Below are 20,586 nucleotides of genomic sequence, written 5' to 3'. Positions count from 1 at the left end.
ATAAAAAAGCCCTGCAGTGCAGGGCTTCGTTAAGCGACGAGTGTCAGAGAATACGGCTGATCAGACGATCGATACGGATACGGCGCAGGCGGCGAATAAGCTTACGCACTTTCACCGGATAATCCGCGATGCTTTGCAGGTCACGATAGTGTTTCACGACCGTGGTATGCGTGCGGATGGTCTCCAGTTCACGATCGCGCTGGGCGGCAAGCTCCTGCTTCGGATCGTGGATCAGGATTGCGTTTTCCAGATCAAGACGCCAGGCGCGCGGGTTCAGGTTGTTGCCGGTCAGCAACATCCATTCGTTGTCCACCCACATGCCTTTGAGATGGTAGCTGTTATCGCCATCTTTCCACAGGCGCACCACCAGTTGATCGGTGTTAACGTAATATTGCAGGCGGCTTAAGAAGCGGCGCAGATTGATCTCATAGAGATACGGCAGCGCGCCGATTATCTTAAACGGCTGATCTTCAGGAATGTAAAAGTCGTTCGCGGTCTTGTCGCCAACGATGATTTCCACTTTTTTGCCATCGCGAAGAAGCCCGATGATATTGCGCACCAGCACCGCCGGAAGGTTGAAGTACGGTGTGCAGATAACCAGCTTCTCTTCGGCGCAGGGCATCAGATGGAAAATCGCTTTATTCAGCGGACTGGATTTGCCAAGCCCTACCAGTGGCGTGACGGCCAGCTGGTCGTTATCGGCGTCACCCTGAAAGTGGTAACCGGCATCGCGCAGCGCGTGACGAAACTGACGAATGTCGTTTTTGATCTCGGGGCTTTTCGGGCGATCCGGATTATCGAGTCGGTTTACCGCATGGCCGTTCATCAGCTGGTTACGCGCCCAGTCGTGCATCACGTCGGCCAGTTTCGCGTTGCGGATACAGTGGTAGCGGTCATAACGGTATTTATCATGCTGGTGCAGATAAACGTCGTTCAGGCTGGCTCCACTGTAAAACACGCTGTCATCAATGATAAAGCCTTTGAAATGCAGCACGCCCAGCGCTTCACGGGTATTCACCGGCACGCCATACACCGGCACGCTGACGCCAGGATTTTCCTGCGCCATACGGCAATACCAGTCGGCATTGGTGTTAGAGGCTTCAGCGCCGATGCGTCCGCGCTGCGCACGATGCCAGTCGACCATCACGCTGATGTCAAGCTCGGGGCGCTGGCGTTTGGCGTCATAAAGCGCCGACATCACGCCTTTGCCGCCATCGTCCTGCTCAAGATAAAGCGCGATAATGCAGATACGCGTAGTCGCCGTGGCTATCTTTTCCAGCAACGTTTTGCGGAAATCGGCGGGGGAGAAATAGAACGCGACATCATCAACTGACTGAGAAAGCTTCGGTAGTTGGGCAAGGTGTTGTTGATGTTTGTTGCGTTTAAATTTTGACAACATCACAGTGCATATCTTCTCTGAAGTGGATGGTCTTCTGTGCAATGCAGACGACTGAAGCGGACGATAATACCATTACTGTCCAAAAATGTGGTCAACATTTCCAGTACCTTACTCACGAATCGGCCGGTTTATTCAGCGCGAGGCTCAGTCCGACAATGCCTTCATCGAGCTGAATATTGACGCTAAACCCAAGCTTGCGGGCGAGCGCCACCATACCCTGATTATGCGGCATCGTGATGCCGTTTAGCCGCGACAGGCCGTGATCGCGGGTATAGGCGATAAGCTTTTCCAGCAGCCGACGCCCCAGGCCAAGCCCTTTTAAATCGGAGCGGACCAGAACGGCGAACTCAGCATCAATATTGTCGGGGTCGGAAATCGCGCGGGTGACGCCGATGATCTCCTCGCTGTCCGCCTGCTGACGCACCGCCACAAAGGCCATTTCTCGATCGTAGTCGATCTGGGTCATATTGGCTAAATCATCATGGGTAAATTCATTGATCTCGCTAAAGTAACGGTAATAAAGATCCTCTTTTGTCACCTGTGAGATAAAACGTTGCAGTTGAGGTTCATCCTCAGGAAGGATCGGGCGGAACAAACAGCGCTCGCCGTTTTTAAGCGCCACCCACTCTTCTAAACGATGCGGATAGGGGCGAACCGCCAGTCGGGCGTCCGCGTCACCGCTAAAGGGTTCGAGTTGCAGCGTCACGTCAAGCGCGGTGAATTCACCGCCTGAGGCAAGCAGTGGGTGAATATCAAGTCGCGCGATTTCCGGGCAATCCACGACCAGGTTAGAAACCCGCACCAGCAACTGGCTTAACCCTGGAATATCGAGCGGGCGCAACGCGCTGCGTCCGCGTATCTTGCCGCTTTTGATAGCCTGAATAACCAGATAGCGCGCCAGATTCATATTCAGCGGCGGCAGCGCCACCGCCGCTTGTTCTTCTGCTCGCCACTCCACGCCGCCTTCGCCGAGCATAATCAGCGGCCCGAACACAGGATCGTGCTCAACGACCACCCGTAACTCCTGCGCGCCTGCGCGGTTCGCCATGCTCTGTACCAGCAGGCCATGAATGCGCGCCTGGGGCCATGCCATTTTCACCCGGTCAAGCATCGCATCTGCCGCGCGCTGCACCTCATGTGCGGTGCGCAGATACAGCATCACGCCCTGAACCTCCGATTTATGCGGAATATCCGGCGAGCGCAGTTTCAGCGCTACGGGGTAGCCGATCTGTTCAGCAATATGTACCGCTTCGGCGCTGTCGCCTGCAATCCAGGTCGGCAGCGTTTGCAGGCCGTAAGCTTCCAGTATCGGGCGCACTTCATGGGTGTCGAGTTGCGACACGCCGTCGGCGCACGCCTGCTGCAACAGCCGGTGCGCCTGAGCGGTATCCGCCGTGAGCGTCGCCGGCAGCGCCGGCGTTTCGCGCAACTGTTTCTGGTTACGGCGGTATTCCACCATATGCATAAAAGCCGTGACGGCACCTTCCGGCGTACGATAGGTCGGAATGCCCGCTTCGCTGAAGAGATGACGTGCCTCCTGGGACGAATACTCGCCGCCCCAGTTGGTAATAAGCGTTACGTACTTTCCTCGTGGATGGCGGTTAAAAAGCTCAATCAACGCACGGGCGCTTTCACTGCCGGGCGCGGCCGCGCTGGGGGAGTGGATCACCATCAGCGCATCAAAATCGTGACTTTCCAGCAGCGCTTCGATGGTTTTCAGATAGCGTGCAGGCGTAGCGTCGTCGCGCAGATCGAGTGGATTGCCCGCGCGGATGCCTTCCGGCAATTGTTGTTGCAGGCGCGTGAGCATCGCGTCATCAAGTGTGGCAAGTTTGCCCTGGCGCAACCAGAGCTCATCCAGCGCCAGCGCAGCCGGCGCGGCACCGTTGCTGACTATCATCAGCCGCTCGCCGCGCAGCGGGCGCATATGGCTTAAAGTTTCTACCGCCGAGAAAAGCTCATGGGTATCCTGCACGCGCAGCAGACCGGCGCGCTGAATGGCAGCGTCCCACGCCGCGTCCAGCCCGGCGTGCGTATTGAGCAGGCGTCTTGCACTGGGGCTGCGACCACTTTTGATAACCAGAATCGGTTTATTGCGCGAGGCGCTGCGTGCGGCCGAGACAAAACGCCGCGCGTCGCTCAGTTGTTCGAGATAGAGCAGAATGGCGCTGGTTTTGCTGTCACGCGCCAGGTAATCAAGTAACTCATCGACGTCGATATCCAGGCTGTCGCCAAGCGCGATAAACCAGGAGAAACCCAACTGACGCTGCTGCGCCCAGTCAAGAATGGTATTGGAGACTGCCGCAGACTGCGAAATAAACGCGAGCTTGCCCTTGCGGATTGGCACTGGCGAGAAGCTCGCGTTCAGTCCCTGCCACGGCGCCAGCAGCCCCAGGCTGTTCGGGCCGAGCAGACGCATCTGAAAGCGCGCCGCGCATGCCAGTAGCTCGGCATGTTGTTCCGGTGGAGAAGAGAGCACAAGACAGGTTTTACACCCTCTCTCGTCAAGCGCCTCCAGCAATGCCAGATTGCGCGTCGCGTGGGTGCAAAGTACAGCAAGGTCGGGCGTAAACGGCAGGCTTGCGACATCAGGCCAGGCCAGTACGCCGCAGACCGCTTTCCAGGCGGGCGTGACCGGGAGGATAGGCCCGCTAAAGCCGCCTGCCAGCAAATTGCGCATCATCAGAAACCCCGCGCGATCGGGTTTCATTGATGCGCCGACGACGGCTATCGATTTCGGTCGTAACAGTGCTTCCAGGCCACGTTGGCTCATCATTTCCTCCGGCGTCGAAGTGAACTGATGATTTTAAACGCTTTCTGCCTGCGCTGCTGTGATGCTGCCCTGATGATGAGGTTTACCGGCAAGATAACGCTCACGAAACAGCGCGAAGTGCTCGCTTAAGCCTTGCGCCGCCGCCGTGTCGCCCGCGCCGTCCAGCAGCGCTATCGCCACTTCTGCCGTGCAGTACTGGCCGTCGGCGTGCGCTTCGCGTAGCTGATAGGCCGACACCCGCGTTAAATCCACGGAGATAACCGGCAGCGCATCAAGATACGGGCTTTTGCGAAACATTTTGCGCGCTTCGGTCCAGGTGCCGTCGAGCATAATAAACAGCGGCGGCTTGCCGGTGCGTGGCGAAACGCTCAGCACTTCACGGCCCGGATCCGCATAAGAGGCCGGAAACACCACCATCGGCTGAAAATCGGGATTGGCGACCATCTCCAGCAGTGCGGCGGGCGGTTCGGTACGCGACCACTGGAACGCCGCGGTATCCGGCAGAATGTCAGCGATCAAACGCCCGGTATTGCTCGGTTTCATCGGCTCGGTGTCGAACATCACCAGACAGAAACGGCTGCGGGCCTGCTGGGGTTGCAGCGTGTCGCATAAACAATGGGCCATCGGCAGCAGACAACGCTGGCAGCGTCGTACGCGGTTACCGCGGGCGAGAAAAGGGCGAGTGGCGCGCGCCAGGCGCTCGGCGCGCAGGCGAAGAACGGCGTTTTCAGTCATGGAGAGTCGGCAAAAACGCCATTGTCGCAGAGGGAACCACGGGGCACAAGCGGCGCCCCGTAGCATCAGACGGCTTCGTTGACGGCTTCGTTCAGCCAGCTGTCGAAAGGCGCTTTCGGCACGGCGCCGTTGAGCATGTCCACCATTTGGCCATTTTTAAACATCATGATGGTCGGAATGCTGCGGATACGAAAACGGGCGCTCAGGGCCTGCTCTGCTTCGGTGTTCACTTTCACAAAGCGCATTTTGCCGCGGCGTTCATCAGCGACATCTTCAAAAACAGGCGCAAAGCTACGGCACGGGCCGCACCATGGCGCCCAAAAATCAATGACTACCGGCAGGTCATCTTTAAGCAGCTGATCCAGCGTTTCGCTGGTGGCATTAATCACTTCGCCGTCAAACAGCGCGTGGCCACAGCGGCCGCACTTCGCGCCGTCTTCAATACGCTCTTCTTCGACGCGATTGACAGTCTGGCAAGCGGCACAAACGGTATTCATAGCTAACCTCTGGGTTACAGGTGACAGAAACCGACGGCGAAACGTCGGCTATGTTTCGATAATGTTACGTAGTATCTGCAACAATGTTTCCTGGCTCAAACCGTTTTATCCAATGAGTACAATAGTTATTAGCTTTTGCGTGAAAGAATGGCTAAGCGTGGATACATCGGGTAATCTGCGCGCTTCGCGCAGCGCAGGTGGAGAAAAGCATGAACGACGAATTTAAAGGCAAGAGCGGCAAGGTCAAAGTGATGTATGTCCGCAGTGATGAAAACACGGACAAACGCAGCTCAAACCCGCGTACCGGAAAAGGCGGTGGGCGTCCTTCCCCGGCGGGTAAACCGGAAGGTGGTCGTCGTGCTGCGCGCAGTGACAGACCAGCCGATCGTGAACGCGGCCGTGATCGTGACCGTGACCGCGATGCATCGCCGTGGCGTACTGTTTCCCGCGCACCGGGCGCTGAAGCGCCTGCGAAGCCGGATCATGGCGGCATCAGCGGTAAAAGTTTTATCGATCCGGAAGTGCTGCGCCGCCAGCGCGCCGAAGAGACGCGCGTGTATGGTGAAAATGCCTGCCAGGCGCTGTTCCAGAGCCGTCCCGAATCCATTGTTCGTGCCTGGTTTATCCAGAGCGTGACGCCGCGCTTTAAAGAAGCGCTGCGCTGGATGGCGGCTAATCGCAAAGCGTACCATGTCGTGGATGATGCTGAGCTGACCAAAGCCTCCGGCACCGAACATCACGGCGGCGTCTGCTTCCTGATTAAAAAACGCAGCGGCGCGAGCGTCGACCAGTGGCTGACGCAGGCGGGCGAAGAAGATTGCGTGCTGGCGCTGGAAGATGTGGGCAACCCGCATAACCTCGGCGCGATTGTGCGCAGCTGCGCGCACTTCGGTGTGAAAGGCGTGGTCGTTCAGGATGCTTCGCTGCTGGAATCCGGCGCGGCGGTTCGTACTGCGGAGGGGGGGGCTGAGCATGTAGAGCCAATCACCGGCGACAGCTTCAGCGAGGCGCTGGCGCAGTTCCGCGCGGCGGGTTACGCCATCGTGACGACCTCCAGCCACAAAGGCACGCCGCTCTTTAAAGCGACGCTGCCGAAAAAAATGGTGCTGGTGCTGGGCCAGGAAAGCGAAGGGATCTCAGAAGCAACGCTTGCGAATGCCGATCTAAGCCTGTCTATCGACGGTACCGGCAATGTGGAAAGCCTGAACGTGTCCGTGGCGACCGGCGTTCTGCTGGCCGAATGGTGGCGTCAGAATAAAGCGTAAAAAAACGCCAGCGTGAGGCTGGCGCGATAGACGATAAAACCTCCTGCGGGAGGTTTTTTATTGGGCTTCTTCGGGGAGGACAGGCATCCAGTCGATGGGCGCTTCGCCGCGGCTTTGCAGATATTCATTCGTTTTCACAAAATGGCCGCAACCGAAGAACCCGCGATGCGCGGAAAGCGGCGACGGATGCGGCGCCTGCAAAACGTGATGACGATCGCGGTCGATAATCGCGCCTTTTTTCTGGGCATGTGAGCCCCACAGCAGAAACACCACGCCTTCACGGTGCTCGTTAATCAGCGAGATCACTTTATCGGTAAAGGTCTCCCAGCCGAGGTTGGCATGCGAGTGCGCTTTCCCCGCCTGAACGGTCAGCACGGTATTCAGCAGCATCACGCCCTGACGCGCCCAGCTTTCTAAATAGCCGTGCGCAGGGCGGGTAAAACCTGGCACCGACTGCGCCAGCTCTTTATACATATTCACAAGCGACGGCGGCGGGGCGATGCCGGGCCGCACGGAAAACGCCAGGCCATGCGCCTGGCCGGGACCGTGGTAGGGATCCTGACCAAGAATAACGACCTTCACATCGCCAAGTTCGGTGAACCGAAAAGCGTTAAAAACATCTTTTTGCGGTGGGTAGATAGTGACGCCCGCATCGCGCTCGGCGGCGACTGTCGTCAGGATCTTCTTGAAGTAGGGCTTTTCTTTCTCGTCGGCCAGCACGTCGTGCCAGGTGAGTTTAGCGGTCATCTCGCTCTCCTGCGATTTTCTGTTTCCTAAGCTTAACGCCTTATTTCCGAAGAACAAAACGGGGCGGCGTCTGACGAAGCTTTACAAAATTCTTAAGCGGTCGCGCATGGGCTAAGTTGATGTAAAACAATTCTTTTAGTTTATAACCCTACATCGCAAGGGGTTTATATTGATTTAAATCAAAGAATGAACGCCCTTTGGTGGTATATAAAACAATAAGACAACATTGGTTTTACCAATTAGCCAGCCGCCTGTCTCAATACCCGCTGGCTGAACGCATCAAACAAGCCCACAGGGAGGCAAATTATGATCACTGGTATCCAGATTACTAAAGCTGCAAATGACGATCTGTTGAATTCGTTCTGGCTGCTCGATAACGAAAAAGGCGAAGCGCGCTGCGTATGCGCTAAAGCAGGTTTCACTGAAGACGACATCGTGCCGGTCAGCCAGCTTGGCCAGTTCGAATACCGTGAAATTCCGATGGAAATCAAACCGGAAGTGCGTGTGGAAGGCGGTCAGCATCTGAACGTCAACGTGCTGCGCCGTGAAACACTGGAAGATGCGGTGAAACACCCGGAAAAATACCCGCAGCTCACCATTCGTGTATCTGGCTATGCGGTGCGCTTTAACTCGCTTACCCCGGAACAGCAGCGCGACGTTATCGCTCGTACCTTTACCGAAAGCCTGTAAGCCAGGCCGGGTAAACGGCGACACGCCGACAGCACAAAAAAACCGCCAGCATCTGCTGGCGGTTTTATTATCACTCTGCGTTATCCGACGATGGCGTCGTATTCCCGCTCGGCTTGCGGCGCTTGCCGATATTTTTGGTGTCGCGGTGACGTTTTTTCACACGCGGCTTCTCTTTTTCTTTCTCTTTTTTCTTTTCTTCGCGTTTGGCGAGCGTTTTTTTGGATGGCTTGCCGGTGAGCTTTTCGCTCGGCGCGCGGGTGGTCGGGCGCAGTTCATCAATCACACGCGCTTTCAGCGGTTCGTTGAGGTAACGACCCACTTTCCCCAGCAGCAGATGATCGTGCGCTTCTACCAGTGAAATCGCGGTGCCTTTACGCCCGGCGCGAGCGGTACGACCAATACGGTGCAGGTAGGTATCGGCGGTGCGTGGCATATCGAAGTTGATCACGTGGCTGACATCGGGGATATCAATACCGCGTGCGGCAACGTCGGTCGCGATCAGTACATTAACGCGGCCATCGGTCAGACGCTTGATCGCTTCGTTACGCTTCACCTGTACCATCTCACCTTCGAGATAACAGTTATTGATGCCGGCTTCGCGCAGTAAATTCGCCAGCTCATGCACGCGCTCGCGCTTACGGACAAACACGATAGAGCGGCTGGCTTCCGGTTGTTTCAGCAGATGCACCAGCAGCGCGGTTTTATGTTCGATGTTATCGGCGCGGTAATACCACTGGTGGATTTTCTTACGTTCGCGAGTGGACGGCGTGGCAGAGACTTCCACCGGCTCTTCTAGCAGTCGCTCGGCGAAATCTTTAATCGCATCGCCTTCAAGCGTGGCGGAGAAGAGCAGTGTCTGTTTGCGCCAGCGGGTTTCCCCCGCAATGGTTTCGATATCCTGCGCGAAGCCCATGTCCAGCATACGGTCGGCTTCATCAAGGATCAGCGTTTCCACCGCGCGGCAGTCAAAGTTTTCTTCTTTAATGTATTGCAGCAAACGCCCCGTAGTGGCGACCACAATATCCTGATTCTCGCTGAAGACTTCCGCATGGTTCATATACGCCACACCGCCGGTGATCGTGGCGATATCCAGGTGCGTGTGTTTTGCCAGTTCACGCGCCTGCTCGGCGACCTGCATCGCGAGTTCGCGGGTCGGCGTCAGGATGAGAATACGCGGCGGCCCGGATTTTTTGCGAGGGAAGTCGAGCAGATGCTGCAACGCCGGCAACAGATAAGCTGCCGTTTTACCGGTGCCTGTCGGCGCAGAACCGAGCACATCACGCCCGTCGAGCGCAGGCGGAATGGCGGCCGCCTGGATAGCGGTCGGGCGGGTGAAGCCTTTATCCTGGAGCGCGTCCAGCAGGCTTTCATCAAGTTCAAGTTCGGAAAAAGTGGTTACAGTCATTTTCTACCTCAGTGTGGGGCGCAGATTATAGACGTTCAGCGCCCAATGTTCATCCCTTTCCCGGCTTCTCCTTTTCCCCGGTGGCGCTTTCGCCTATGCTACAGCGGTTTTGTTACCAGGTCCGCATGATGTCTCAGCTAAAAACACCACTACGCCGCAACGGCTTTACCTTCAAACAATTTTTTGTCGCCCACGATCGCTGTGCCATGAAAGTCGGCACCGACGGCATCCTGCTGGGCGCATGGGCGCCGGTTGCGAAAGCGCAGCGGGTGCTGGACATCGGCGCGGGCAGCGGGCTGTTAACATTAATGCTGGCGCAGCGCACGTCTGATGCGGTGACGCTCGACGCCGTCGAACTTGATACCGACGCGGCAGAACAGGCGCGGGAAAATGTTGATGCCTCGCCGTGGGCGACGCGTATTGAGGTGCACTGCGCTGATATTCAGCCCTGGACGCTGCAGCAGACGCAGCGTTACGACCTTATTGTCAGCAACCCGCCGTATTATGACAAAGGCGTCGCCTGCGCCACGCCGGCCCGCGAACAGGCGCGTTACACCACGACGCTCGATCACGGCACGCTGCTTGTCTGCGCGGCTGAACTTATTACTGAAGAAGGGTTTTTCTGCGTGGTACTGCCGGAAAGCAGCGGCGAGGCGTTCAGTCGTCTGGCCGTTGAACAAGGCTGGCATCTCCGTCTGCGTACCGATGTGGCGGAAAACGAAGGCAAGTTGCCGCACCGGGTACTGCTGGCGTTTTCCCCGGCGGCAGGTGAATGCTTCTGTGATGATTTGCTGATCCGTCGGGCGGATCAGCGCTATTCCGATGCTTACAGCGCCCTCACGCAAGCGTTCTATCTGTTTATGTGAACCAGCGGCGAGAGTATGGAAGGGCCGGATTCCGGCAGGGCTTCAGGGTAATCCAGTGTATAATGCAGGCCCCGGCTCTCCTTGCGCATCATCGCGCAGCGCACGATAAGTTCCGCCACCTGAACCAGATTGCGCAGCTCCAGCAGATTGTTGGAGACGCGGAAATTCGCGTAGTACTCCTCTATCTCTTGCTGCAACATCGTGATGCGCCGCAACGCCCGTTCAAGGCGTTTAGTGGTTCGCACGATGCCCACGTAATCCCACATAAAGAGCCGTAGCTCGTGCCAGTTATGCTGTAACACCACCAGTTCATCGGGGTGTTCCACACGGCTTTCGTCCCACGCGGGCAGTGTTTTAACGTCGCGGGCGTAGGGCAGACGCAGACGGATATCTTCCGCAGCTGACCAGCCGTAAACCAGGCACTCCAGCAGCGAGTTCGAGGCCATGCGGTTTGCGCCGTGCAGCCCGGTGTAGGTCACTTCGCCAATCGCGTAAAGCCCGTCGACATCGGTGCGGCCATGTTCATCAACCATTACGCCGCCGCAGGTATAGTGCGCGGCAGGCACCACCGGCACGGGGTCTTTGGTCAAATCGATGCCCAGTCCCAGCAGCTTTTCATAGATCGTCGGGAAGTGCTGGCGAACAAACGCCTCCGGTTTGTGGCTGATATCCAGATACATGCAGTCAGCGCCGAGACGCTTCATTTCATGGTCAATGGCGCGCGCCACAACGTCGCGCGGCGCAAGCTCGGCACGTGCGTCAAATTCCTGCATAAACCGGCTACCGTCGGGACGTTTTAAATAGGCGCCTTCACCGCGCAGCGCCTCGGTCAGGAGAAAATTGCGCGCCTGCGGATGAAACAGGGCGGTGGGGTGGAACTGGTTGAATTCCAGGTTGGCGACGCGGCACCCGGCACGCCAGGCCATCGCAATGCCGTCGCCCGAGGCGATGTCCGGGTTGGTGGTGTACTGATACACTTTTGACGCGCCGCCGGTCGCGAGCACAACGGCTTTCGCGCGGCAGGTTTCGACTTCTTCTTTATTACGGTTCCAGATCCACGCGCCGACCACGCGGCGGGTGCCCGGCAGACCGATTTTATCGGAAATAATTAAGTCGACGGCGTTGTGGCGCTCAAGAATACGGATGTTAGGGTGGCTTAGCGCCTGATCCATCAGCGTGGTGGCGACCGCCTTGCCGGTGGCGTCCGCCGCATGCAGAATGCGCCGGTGGCTGTGACCGCCTTCACGTGTGAGGTGATAACTCTCTTCGCCATTTGACTGCACTTCGGTATCAAACAGCACCCCCTGATCGATAAGCCACTGAACGCAGTGACGGGCGTTGCTCGCAACAAACTCCACGGCGTCGCGATCGCACAGGCCTGCGCCAGCGATAAGTGTGTCCTCCACGTGCGAGGCGATGCTGTCGGTTTCGTCAAATACTGCGGCGATCCCGCCCTGCGCATAAAAGGTGGAGCCTTCGCTCAGCGGACCCTTGCTCAATACCATCACCTGGCTATGTTCCGCCAGACGCAGCGCCAGGGAAAGACCGGCGGCGCCGCTGCCTACAATCAGCACATCACAGTGAAGTTCAGTTGTCGTGTTCATCGCGGTGTTTAATTTACTAAACAATGTTTGGCCAGCATAGCACCAGAATGCGAAATCAAACACGATTTTTTTAATCTGCGTTGCAATGGCTAAACACGCGAACGACATCCTGCTTATGGGCCTGATGACCTCCTGAAAACGCGGCGCGCTGCCGCGCATCCCGCAGATTTAAGCGTGAAAAAAGACCGGGGTTGCGTTACCCTGCAACAGCCTGTGCAACAAAATACAGTCCTGACAGGCGGTCATTCAGATTGTGAACATATAATGAGTAGAATCGGCGTTCGCAATTGCTGCACAAAAACAAAGGCGTAACGGAACTTTCCGGTTAACCGGCGCTCTAAGCTTCTGCTTGCTCACAGTGCAGAGTTCGGGTGGCATTTCGATTACGCGTGGAAATTTAGGTTTGGGGAGACATTACCTCGGATGAGCGAGCAGTTAACGGATCAGGTCCTTGTCGAACGGGTCCAGAAGGGAGATCAGAAAGCCTTTAATTTACTGGTTATTCGTTACCAGCATAAGGTTGCGAATCTGGTATCCCGCTATGTCCCCTCAGGCGACGTCTCTGATGTTGTTCAGGAATCTTTTGTTAAAGCCTGGCGCGCGTTTGATTCTTTTCGTGGCGACAGCGCGTTTTATACCTGGCTTTATCGTATCGCCGTGAACACGGCAAAAAACTATTTAGTTGCACAGGGCCGTCGCCCGCCTTCCAGTGATGTAGACGCCAATGAGGCGGAAAACTTCGAAAGCGGCGGCGCGTTGAAAGAAATTTCGAACCCAGAGAACTTAATGTTGTCTGAGGAACTGAGACAGATTGTATTCCGTACCATTGAGTCGCTCCCGGAAGATTTACGCATGGCAATTACGTTGCGGGAGTTGGATGGCCTAAGCTATGAAGAGATAGCAGCTATTATGGATTGCCCGGTCGGTACGGTTCGCTCCCGCATATTCCGTGCGCGGGAGGCCATTGATAATAAAGTTCAACCGCTTATCAGGCGTTGACGATAGCGGGATACTGGAAAAGGTATTAAGCATGCAGAAAGAAAAACTTTCCGCTTTAATGGATGGGGAAGCACTCGACAGTGAATTGCTGAGCGCCGTCGAAAACGACAAAGCGCTGCAGCAAACCTGGGAAAGCTATCACCTCATCCGTGATACCCTGCGCGGCGATACTAGCGAAACGCTTCATTTCGATATTTCCGCGCGAGTAATGGCGGCTATCGAAAATGAACCGGCTCGCCAGGCCGTACCGCTGATTCCTGAATCGCAGCCCGCCCCGCATCAGTGGGAGAAAATGCCCTTCTGGCGTAAAGTACGCCCGTGGGCGAGCCAGCTGACCCAGGTCGGTATGGCCGCATGCGTGTCGCTCGCGGTGATTGTGGGTGTTCAGCACTATAACGGCAACGGTCAGTCAGACGCGACCGCACAGCCGGAAGCGCCGGTATTCAACACGCTGCCGATGATGGGTAAAGCCAGCCCGGTTAGCCTGGGCGTGCCGACGGCAGATGCCAATGCTACGGGCGGTCAGCCGCAGGCGCAAGAACAGCGTCGTCGTATTAATGCGATGTTGCAGGATTACGAACTGCAACGCCGTCTGCATGCTGAACAGCTTCAGCTGGAGCAGGCGCAGACGCAGCAGGCTGCCGTACAAGTGCCTGGTAATCAGACTTTAGGAACTCAATCGCAGTAATGAAGCAACTTTGGTGCGCCGTCTCTCTTATGGCGGGCAGCCTGTTCGTTTCCTTCAACGCCTCGGCGGATGCTTCGTCCGAGGCGTTGTTGCAGCAGATGAACCTGGCGAGCCAGTCACTCAATTACGAGCTCTCATTTGTCAGCATCAATAAACAGGGTGTGGAGTCGTTACGCTACCGCCACGCCAGGCTCGACAATAAGCCCCTCGCGCAGTTATTGCAGCTCGACGGACCGCGCCGTGAAGTCGTACAGCGTGGCACGGAGATAAGCTATTTCGAGCCGGGACTTGAGCCGTTTACCCTCAATGGCGATTACATCGTCGATTCATTGCCTTCGCTGGTTTATACCGATTTCCGTCGCCTTGCGCCGTATTACGACTTTATTTCTGTTGGGCGTACCCGCATTGCTGACAGGCTTTGCGAAGTGATCCGGGTGGTCGCGCGCGATGGCACCCGCTATGGTTACATCGCCTGGCTTGACAGCGATACTCGCTTGCCGATGCGTGTCGATTTGCTGGATCGCGACGGTGAAACGCTTGAGCAGTTCCGCGTGGTGTCATTTACCGTAAACGATAAACCCGGCACGATGATGCAGAATCTAGCGAAAGCCTCACTGCCGCCGCTGCTCTCTGTGCCCGCAGGCGATGAGGTGAAGTTCAACTGGTCCGCGTCGTGGCTTCCACAAGGGTTTACCGAGATTTCTAGCAGCCGCAGGCCGCTGCCTGGCATCGATTCGCCGGTTGAATCGCGCCTCTATTCCGACGGTTTGTTTAGCTTTTCTATTAACGTCAGTCGCGCGAGTGCAAACAGCAGCGAACAGATGCTTCGCACCGGGCGACGTACCGTCAGTACTGAAGTTCGCGATAACGCGGAAATCACGGTGGTCGGCGAACTGCCACCGCCAACCGCGAAGCGTATCGCAAGCAGCATTAAATTCAGGGCACCTCAATGATCAAAGAGTGGGCCACGGTCGTGTCGTGGCAAAACGGCGAAGCCGTACTACGTTGCGATGTGAAAGCCTCCTGCAGCAGTTGCGCCTCCCGCGCCAGTTGCGGCACACGTGTGCTCAATAAGCTGGGGCCGCAGAATACGCACGTCATCCACGTACCAAGCGAGCAGCCGCTGGTGGCGGGCCAGAAGGTTGAGCTGGGTATTGCCGAGAGCAGCCTGCTGGGTTCCGCCATGCTGGTTTATCTGTCGCCGCTGGTGGGCCTGTTTATCATGGCAGGGCTCTTTCAGGCGCTGTTCGGCTCCGATGTCGCGGCACTCTGCGGCGCGGTGCTTGGCGGCACTGGCGGTTTTTTGCTGGCGCGCGGTCTGTCGCCAAAATTTGCGGCCCGCGAAAGCTGGCAGCCGGTTATTCTCAGCGTCGGCCTGCCGCCGGATGCGCTGCGCGTTGAAACGTCACCCTCCTCAGACAGCCGGTAACCGCCGGCTGCGTTGTTTTACGCCGCCTTTTATTGCGATTTTCATTCGCCGTCTATGCTTACCTGAGACGCAGTTTCCCCGCTTTCTGGTTGTAGTGTAGAATGCAGCGTTTCAGGCTAAGACAGCCAGAGACATCATGCTCAGTACCGCGCGTTGCGCCGAGCCTCTCAGGATTTATAAGGCATAAAAATCTCGCTATATGAAGAACATACGCAACTTTTCGATCATCGCTCACATCGACCACGGTAAATCGACGCTGTCTGACCGTATTATCCAGATTTGCGGCGGCCTTTCCGATCGCGAAATGGAAGCGCAGGTGCTGGACTCCATGGATCTGGAGCGCGAGCGCGGCATTACGATTAAAGCCCAGAGCGTTACGCTGGACTATAAAGCCTCTGATGGCGAAACCTACCAGCTTAACTTTATCGACACTCCCGGCCACGTTGACTTCTCTTATGAGGTTTCCCGTTCACTCGCGGCATGTGAAGGCGCACTGCTGGTAGTGGACGCGGGTCAGGGCGTAGAAGCGCAGACGCTCGCCAACTGCTACACCGCGATCGAAATGGATCTCGAGGTGGTACCGGTACTGAACAAGATTGACCTGCCCGCCGCCGATCCTGAGCGCGTGGCTGAAGAAATCGAAGACATCGTCGGCATCGACGCGACCGACGCAGTGCGCTGCTCGGCAAAAACCGGTGTGGGCGTACAGGACGTGCTTGAGCGTCTGGTGCGCGACATCCCGGCACCGGAAGGCGACCCGGACGCGCCGCTGCAGGCGCTGATCATTGACTCCTGGTTTGATAACTATCTGGGCGTCGTGTCGCTGATCCGTGTGAAAAACGGCACCCTGCGCAAGGGCGATAAAGTCAAAGTCATGAGCACCGGGCAGACATACAACGCTGACCGTCTCGGGATTTTCACGCCTAAACAGATTGATCGTACCGAATTAAAATGCGGCGAAGTAGGCTGGCTGGTCTGCGCGATTAAAGACATCCTGGGCGCGCCGGTCGGCGATACCCTGACCCTTGCGCGCAACCCGGCTGAAAAAGCGCTGCCTGGCTTTAAGAAAGTGAAGCCGCAGGTCTATGCTGGCCTGTTCCCGGTGAGCTCCGATGATTACGAGTCATTCCGCGACGCGCTCGGCAAGCTGAGCCTGAACGACGCCTCGCTGTTCTATGAACCGGAAAGCTCGACGGCGCTGGGCTTTGGTTTCCGCTGTGGCTTCCTCGGCCTGCTGCACATGGAAATCATCCAGGAACGTCTGGAGCGCGAATACGATCTTGACCTCATCACCACGGCGCCGACCGTTGTGTATGAAGTGCAGATGACCAACGATGAAGTAGTTTATGTCGATAGCCCGTCCAAACTGCCGCCCCTGAATAACATTCAGGAACTGCGCGAGCCTATTGCTGAGTGTCACATGCTGCTGCCGCAGGAATATCTGGGCAACGTCATCACGCTGTGCGTCGAAAAACGCGGCGTGCAGACCAACATGGTGTACCACGGCAATCAGGTGGCGTTGACGTATGAAATCCCGATGGCGGAAGTCGTGCTCGACTTCTTCGATCGTCTGAAGTCTACCTCGCGCGGTTACGCGTCGCTGGATTACAACTTCAAGCGCTTCCAGGCCTCTAACATGGTTCGCGTTGATGTTCTTATCAACGGCGAACGTGTCGATGCGCTGGCGCTGATCACGCATAACGACAATGCGCCGTATCGCGGCCGCGAGCTGGTGGAAAAGATGAAAGAGCTGATCCCGCGCCAGCAGTTCGATATCGCCATCCAGGCGGCGATCGGCAACCATATTATTGCCCGCTCCACAGTGAAACAGCTGCGTAAAAACGTGCTGGCAAAATGCTACGGCGGCGACGTCAGCCGTAAGAAAAAGCTGTTGCAGAAACAGAAAGAGGGTAAAAAACGCATGAAGCAGGTCGGTAACGTCGAACTGCCGCAGGAAGCGTTCCTCGCCATTCTGCACGTTGGGAAAGACGGTAAATAACTTAAGGAGTTGGCATGGCGAATATGTTTGCCCTGATTCTGGTCATCGCGACCCTGGTGACGGGCATCTTGTGGTGCGTGGATAAATTTATCTTCGCACCGAAGCGCCGCGAGCGAGCGGCGCTGGCCGCCGCGGATGCGCAGGGTGCAGGCGTGTCGAAAAAAGCGAGCCCGAAACCAGGCTGGCTGGAAACCGGCGCGTCGGTATTTCCGGTACTGGCGGTTGTCCTGGTCGTGCGTTCATTTATCTACGAACCCTTCCAGATCCCATCCGGATCGATGATGCCAACGCTGCTTATCGGCGACTTCATCCTGGTAGAAAAATTTGCCTACGGGATTAAAGATCCGATTTACCAGAAAACGCTTATCGAAACGGGCCATCCGAAGCGCGGCGACATCGCCGTGTTTAAATATCCAGGCGATCCGCGTCTTGACTACATCAAGCGCGTCGTTGGTCTGCCTGGCGATAAAGTTAGCTACGATCCTGTTGCGAAAGAAGTCACCGTACAGCCGAATTGCAGCTCGGGTCAGGCGTGTGCAAACGCGCTGCCTATTACTTACTCTAACGTCGAGCCGAGCGATTTCGTGCAGACCTTTGGCCGTCAGAGCGGTGGCGAAGCGAGCAGCGGCTTCTTCCAGGTGCCCAAAAACGAAAGCAAAGACGGCGGTATTCGCCTGACTGAGCGTAAGGAAACCTTAGGCGACGTTACGCACCGCATTCTTGCTGTACCGATCGCGCAGGATCAGGTCGGTATTTATTACCGCCAGCAGGGCCAGCAGACCGGCACCTGGATTGTGCCGCCTGGTCACTATTTCATGATGGGCGATAACCGCGATAACAGCGCCGACAGCCGTTACTGGGGCTTTGTCCCGGAGGCGAATCTGGTGGGTAAAGCAACCGCTATCTGGATGAGCTTTGAGAAACAGGAAGGCGAATGGCCGACCGGTGTTCGCCTGAATCGAATTGGCGGCATTCATTAACGAATTAAATCTGTTGGAACTAACGACATCCCCTGTCGTTGTGTATAGAATATTCCCCCGACGATTTCCGGCTGGCTCCCGCAAGGGAGCCACGGCACACGAAACAGCTTTGAACCCCTTCAGCCCTGTTCCGTGTGCTGAATTTTTGACGCATTCATTAATTGGTATCGCATGAACCCCATCGTAATTAATCGGCTTCAGCGAAAGCTGGGCTACACTTTTCATCATCAGGAGCTGTTGCAGCAGGCATTAACGCATCGTAGTGCCAGCAGCAAACATAATGAGCGTCTGGAGTTTCTGGGTGACTCCATTTTAAGTTTCGTGATTGCGAACGCGCTGTATCACCGTTTTCCGCGCGTGGACGAAGGCGACATGAGCCGCATGCGTGCGACGCTGGTTCGCGGCAATACGCTTGCGGAAATTGCCCGCGAATTTGAGCTTGGCGAGTGCCTGCGTCTTGGGCCGGGCGAGCTGAAAAGCGGCGGCTTTCGTCGTGAATCCATTCTTGCTGATACCGTTGAGGCATTAATTGGCGGCGTTTTCCTGGATAGCGATATCCAGACCGTCGAGCGTTTAATTCTCACCTGGTATCAAACCCGTCTGGATGAAATTAGTCCGGGCGATAAACAAAAAGATCCGAAAACGCGTCTGCAGGAATATCTGCAGGGGCGCCATCTGCCGCTACCGTCTTACCTGGTGGTGCAGGTGCGTGGGGAAGCTCACGATCAGGAATTTACTATCCATTGCCAGGTAAGTGGCCTGAGTGAACCGGTGGTCGGCACGGGTTCCAGCCGCCGCAAAGCGGAGCAGGCAGCCGCTGAGCAGGCGCTGAAAAAACTGGAGCTGGAATGAGCGAAGCCAAAACTTACTGCGGATTTATCGCCATCGTGGGTCGCCCGAACGTCGGGAAATCCACGCTGCTGAACAAACTGCTCGGGCAGAAAATTTCTATTACTTCCCGTAAGGCGCAAACCACGCGTCACCGTATTGTGGGCATCCACACTGAGGGCGAGTATCAGGCTATCTACGTTGATACCCCCGGCCTGCATATGGAAGAAAAACGTGCCATCAACCGCCTGATGAACAAAGCGGCGAGCAGCTCTATCGGCGACGTTGAGCTGGTGATTTTTGTCGTCGAGGGCACCCGCTGGACGCCGGACGATGAAATGGTGCTGAACAAACTGCGCGAAGGTAAAGCGCCAGTGATTCTGGCCGTTAACAAAGTCGATAACGTGCAAGAGAAAGCCGATCTGCTGCCACATTTGCAGTTCCTGGCAAGTCAGATGAACTTCCTCGATATTGTGCCGATGTCTGCGGAAACCGGCATGAATGTCGATACCATCGCGTCGATTGTGCGTAAGCATCTGCCCGAGGCGATTCATCACTTCCCGGAAGATTACATTACCGACCGTTCTCAGCGTTTTATGGCCTCGGAAATCATCCGTGAGAAACTGATGCGTTTCCTGGGTGCCGAACTCCCTTACTCCGTGACAGTGGAAATCGAGCGTTTCATCACCAATGAACGCGGCGGTTATGACATCAACGGTCTTATCCTCGTCGAGCGCGAGGGTCAGAAGAAAATGGTGATCGGTAACAAAGGCGCCAAGATCAAAACGATCGGCATCGAAGCGCGTAAAGACATGCAGGACATGTTCGAAGCGCCGGTGCACCTGGAACTGTGGGTTAAAGTGAAATCGGGCTGGGCCGATGACGAGCGCGCCCTGCGCAGTCTCGGTTATGTAGACGATCTCTAAGGCCCTTTGATGGAAGGCTGGCAGCGCGCCTTTGTGCTCCACGCGCGTCCGTGGAGCGAAACCAGCCTGATTATCGATTTGTTCAGCGAAGAGGCGGGCCGCGTACGTGTGGTCGCAAAAGGCGCGCGGCGCAAACGATCTAATCTCAAAGGTGCGCTACAGCCGTTTACGCCGCTGCTGGTGCGCTGGAGTGGCCGCGGCGATGTGAAAAACCTCACCAGCGCCGAAGCCGTCTCTCTCGCTCTCCCGCTTTCCGGCATCACGCTCTACAGTGGCCTGTACGTCAACGAACTGGTCGCGCGCGTGCTGGAGCCCGAAACCCGCTTCTCTGAACTTTTCTTTGATTATTTGCACTGCATTCAGGCGCTCGCAGGGGCGACCGGTACGCCGGAGCCGGCGCTGCGGCGTTTTGAACTCGCGCTGCTGGGGCACCTGGGTTATGGCGTCGACTTTTTGCACTGCGCAGGTACCGGTGAAGAAGTCGATGATGCAATGACCTACCGCTACCGCGAAGAAAAGGGCTTTATCGCAAGCCTGGTTATCGATAACGCGTCGTTTACTGGCCGCCAGCTTCGCGCTCTCGCGACCCGCGAATTTCCTGACGCAGACACCCTGCGCGCCGCTAAACGCTTCACCCGTATGGCGCTCAAACCGTATCTCGGCGGTAAGCCGCTTAAAAGCCGTGAGCTGTTCCGTCAGTTTGTGCCGAAAAAACGTCCGCTCCCGCCAGAAGGCGAAAGCGCCTGACCGCGCAGC

Annotated in this window: 19 protein-coding genes; 12 read left to right on the top strand and 7 right to left on the bottom strand. The window is 56.6% G+C overall.

Annotation, left to right across the window (positions count from 1 at the left end; genetic code table 11):
- Positions 1-43: 43 nt before the first annotated feature.
- The 4 genes from pssA to trxC all read right to left on the bottom strand — a co-directional run bounded on the left by pssA (position 44) and on the right by trxC (position 5,404).
- Positions 44-1,399: a CDP-diacylglycerol--serine O-phosphatidyltransferase gene (gene pssA / locus AFK62_RS15020; protein ID WP_032983891.1), complete on the bottom strand. Its 1,356-nt coding sequence runs from the start codon at positions 1,397-1,399 to the stop codon at positions 44-46.
- Positions 1,400-1,511: 112 nt separating this feature from the next.
- Positions 1,512-4,172 (bottom strand): bifunctional acetate--CoA ligase family protein/GNAT family N-acetyltransferase, encoded by a 2,661-nt coding sequence (locus tag AFK62_RS15015; RefSeq protein WP_007664261.1) that lies wholly within the window; start codon positions 4,170-4,172, stop codon positions 1,512-1,514.
- A 33-nt stretch (positions 4,173-4,205) separates the two neighbouring features.
- Positions 4,206-4,907, bottom strand: a complete 702-nt coding sequence (tapT, locus tag AFK62_RS15010) for a tRNA-uridine aminocarboxypropyltransferase (protein WP_007664259.1) — start codon at positions 4,905-4,907, stop codon at positions 4,206-4,208.
- A 65-nt stretch (positions 4,908-4,972) separates the two neighbouring features.
- A complete protein-coding gene (gene trxC, locus AFK62_RS15005; RefSeq protein WP_007664258.1) occupies positions 4,973-5,404 on the bottom strand; it encodes a thioredoxin TrxC in 432 nt (143 codons plus the stop codon).
- A gap of 209 nt (positions 5,405-5,613) precedes the next feature.
- Here trxC and AFK62_RS15000 point away from each other — a divergent pair, with 209 nt between their 5' ends.
- Complete coding sequence (locus tag AFK62_RS15000) at positions 5,614-6,669, top strand: tRNA/rRNA methyltransferase (RefSeq protein ID WP_007664253.1); 1,056 nt, start codon at positions 5,614-5,616, stop codon at positions 6,667-6,669.
- A 57-nt stretch (positions 6,670-6,726) separates the two neighbouring features.
- On the opposite strand, the gene ung is transcribed toward AFK62_RS15000, so the two are convergent.
- Entirely contained in the window at positions 6,727-7,416 is a 690-nt protein-coding gene (gene ung / locus AFK62_RS14995; RefSeq protein WP_007664251.1) for a uracil-DNA glycosylase, read from the bottom strand.
- A 306-nt stretch (positions 7,417-7,722) separates the two neighbouring features.
- Here ung and grcA point away from each other — a divergent pair, with 306 nt between their 5' ends.
- Entirely contained in the window at positions 7,723-8,106 is a 384-nt protein-coding gene (grcA, locus tag AFK62_RS14990; RefSeq protein WP_007664249.1) for an autonomous glycyl radical cofactor GrcA, read from the top strand.
- A gap of 70 nt (positions 8,107-8,176) precedes the next feature.
- Here the strand turns inward: grcA and srmB are convergent, their stop codons facing one another.
- A complete protein-coding gene (gene srmB / locus AFK62_RS14985; protein ID WP_007664247.1) occupies positions 8,177-9,511 on the bottom strand; it encodes an ATP-dependent RNA helicase SrmB in 1,335 nt (444 codons plus the stop codon).
- A gap of 128 nt (positions 9,512-9,639) precedes the next feature.
- On the opposite strand from srmB, the gene trmN reads away from it, so the two are divergent.
- Entirely contained in the window at positions 9,640-10,377 is a 738-nt protein-coding gene (gene trmN / locus AFK62_RS14980; protein WP_032983890.1) for a tRNA(1)(Val) (adenine(37)-N(6))-methyltransferase TrmN, read from the top strand.
- Here the strand turns inward: trmN and nadB are convergent.
- Positions 10,362-11,981 (bottom strand): L-aspartate oxidase, encoded by a 1,620-nt coding sequence (nadB, locus tag AFK62_RS14975; RefSeq protein WP_032983892.1) that lies wholly within the window; start codon positions 11,979-11,981, stop codon positions 10,362-10,364. The genes trmN and nadB overlap by 16 nt on opposite strands.
- Positions 11,982-12,404: 423 nt before the next feature.
- On the opposite strand from nadB, the gene rpoE reads away from it, so the two are divergent.
- The 9 genes from rpoE (at position 12,405) to recO (ending at position 20,577) form a co-directional block, all read left to right on the top strand.
- Positions 12,405-12,980, top strand: a complete 576-nt coding sequence (gene rpoE, locus AFK62_RS14970) for an RNA polymerase sigma factor RpoE (protein WP_004387373.1) — start codon at positions 12,405-12,407, stop codon at positions 12,978-12,980.
- A gap of 31 nt (positions 12,981-13,011) precedes the next feature.
- Complete coding sequence (gene rseA, locus AFK62_RS14965) at positions 13,012-13,668, top strand: anti-sigma-E factor RseA (RefSeq protein ID WP_007664242.1); 657 nt, start codon at positions 13,012-13,014, stop codon at positions 13,666-13,668.
- A complete protein-coding gene (gene rseB / locus AFK62_RS14960) occupies positions 13,668-14,621 on the top strand; it encodes a sigma-E factor regulatory protein RseB (RefSeq protein WP_032983888.1) in 954 nt (317 codons plus the stop codon). The genes rseA and rseB overlap by 1 nt, the downstream gene beginning before the upstream one ends.
- Entirely contained in the window at positions 14,618-15,097 is a 480-nt protein-coding gene (gene rseC / locus AFK62_RS14955; RefSeq protein ID WP_007664238.1) for a SoxR-reducing system protein RseC, read from the top strand. Before rseB ends, rseC begins: the two co-directional genes overlap by 4 nt.
- 199 nt (positions 15,098-15,296) lie before the next feature.
- Positions 15,297-17,096: a translation elongation factor 4 gene (gene lepA, locus AFK62_RS14950; protein ID WP_007664234.1), complete on the top strand. Its 1,800-nt coding sequence runs from the start codon at positions 15,297-15,299 to the stop codon at positions 17,094-17,096.
- A 14-nt stretch (positions 17,097-17,110) separates the two neighbouring features.
- Entirely contained in the window at positions 17,111-18,076 is a 966-nt protein-coding gene (gene lepB, locus AFK62_RS14945) for a signal peptidase I (RefSeq protein WP_007664233.1), read from the top strand.
- Positions 18,077-18,247: 171 nt separating this feature from the next.
- The gene (gene rnc / locus AFK62_RS14940; RefSeq protein ID WP_007664232.1) at positions 18,248-18,928 is read left to right on the top strand and encodes a ribonuclease III; all 681 of its coding nucleotides are present in this window, start codon (positions 18,248-18,250) and stop codon (positions 18,926-18,928) included.
- Positions 18,925-19,830 (top strand): GTPase Era, encoded by a 906-nt coding sequence (gene era / locus AFK62_RS14935; RefSeq protein ID WP_007664230.1) that lies wholly within the window; start codon positions 18,925-18,927, stop codon positions 19,828-19,830. The genes rnc and era overlap by 4 nt, the downstream gene beginning before the upstream one ends.
- Positions 19,831-19,839: 9 nt before the next feature.
- Positions 19,840-20,577, top strand: a complete 738-nt coding sequence (gene recO, locus AFK62_RS14930; RefSeq protein WP_007664228.1) for a DNA repair protein RecO — start codon at positions 19,840-19,842, stop codon at positions 20,575-20,577.
- Positions 20,578-20,586: the final 9 nt, after the last annotated feature.

It is taken from the genome of Cronobacter condimenti 1330 (assembly GCF_001277255.1).
GTDB lineage: Bacteria > Pseudomonadota > Gammaproteobacteria > Enterobacterales > Enterobacteriaceae > Cronobacter > Cronobacter condimenti.
The sequence above is the reverse complement of the archived record's forward strand: the minus strand, read 5'-3'. Positions and strand labels throughout refer to the sequence as shown.

What these genes read in the sequence shown, in the direction of transcription:
- ung (WP_007664251.1), bottom strand. Translation starts at nt 7,416, where the DNA reads ATGACCGCTAAACTCACCTGGCACGACGTGCTGGCCGACGAGAAAGAA.
- rseB (WP_032983888.1), top strand. Translation starts at nt 13,668, where the DNA reads ATGAAGCAACTTTGGTGCGCCGTCTCTCTTATGGCGGGCAGCCTGTTC.
- AFK62_RS15015 (WP_007664261.1), bottom strand. Translation starts at nt 4,172, where the DNA reads ATGAGCCAACGTGGCCTGGAAGCACTGTTACGACCGAAATCGATAGCC.
- grcA (WP_007664249.1), top strand. Translation starts at nt 7,723, where the DNA reads ATGATCACTGGTATCCAGATTACTAAAGCTGCAAATGACGATCTGTTG.
- srmB (WP_007664247.1), bottom strand. Translation starts at nt 9,511, where the DNA reads ATGACTGTAACCACTTTTTCCGAACTTGAACTTGATGAAAGCCTGCTG.
- trxC (WP_007664258.1), bottom strand. Translation starts at nt 5,404, where the DNA reads ATGAATACCGTTTGTGCCGCTTGCCAGACTGTCAATCGCGTCGAAGAA.
- lepB (WP_007664233.1), top strand. Translation starts at nt 17,111, where the DNA reads ATGGCGAATATGTTTGCCCTGATTCTGGTCATCGCGACCCTGGTGACG.
- nadB (WP_032983892.1), bottom strand. Translation starts at nt 11,981, where the DNA reads ATGAACACGACAACTGAACTTCACTGTGATGTGCTGATTGTAGGCAGC.
- AFK62_RS15000 (WP_007664253.1), top strand. Translation starts at nt 5,614, where the DNA reads ATGAACGACGAATTTAAAGGCAAGAGCGGCAAGGTCAAAGTGATGTAT.
- pssA (WP_032983891.1), bottom strand. Translation starts at nt 1,399, where the DNA reads ATGTTGTCAAAATTTAAACGCAACAAACATCAACAACACCTTGCCCAA.
- tapT (WP_007664259.1), bottom strand. Translation starts at nt 4,907, where the DNA reads ATGACTGAAAACGCCGTTCTTCGCCTGCGCGCCGAGCGCCTGGCGCGC.
- era (WP_007664230.1), top strand. Translation starts at nt 18,925, where the DNA reads ATGAGCGAAGCCAAAACTTACTGCGGATTTATCGCCATCGTGGGTCGC.
- rpoE (WP_004387373.1), top strand. Translation starts at nt 12,405, where the DNA reads ATGAGCGAGCAGTTAACGGATCAGGTCCTTGTCGAACGGGTCCAGAAG.
- recO (WP_007664228.1), top strand. Translation starts at nt 19,840, where the DNA reads ATGGAAGGCTGGCAGCGCGCCTTTGTGCTCCACGCGCGTCCGTGGAGC.
- lepA (WP_007664234.1), top strand. Translation starts at nt 15,297, where the DNA reads ATGAAGAACATACGCAACTTTTCGATCATCGCTCACATCGACCACGGT.
- trmN (WP_032983890.1), top strand. Translation starts at nt 9,640, where the DNA reads ATGTCTCAGCTAAAAACACCACTACGCCGCAACGGCTTTACCTTCAAA.
- rnc (WP_007664232.1), top strand. Translation starts at nt 18,248, where the DNA reads ATGAACCCCATCGTAATTAATCGGCTTCAGCGAAAGCTGGGCTACACT.
- rseC (WP_007664238.1), top strand. Translation starts at nt 14,618, where the DNA reads ATGATCAAAGAGTGGGCCACGGTCGTGTCGTGGCAAAACGGCGAAGCC.
- rseA (WP_007664242.1), top strand. Translation starts at nt 13,012, where the DNA reads ATGCAGAAAGAAAAACTTTCCGCTTTAATGGATGGGGAAGCACTCGAC.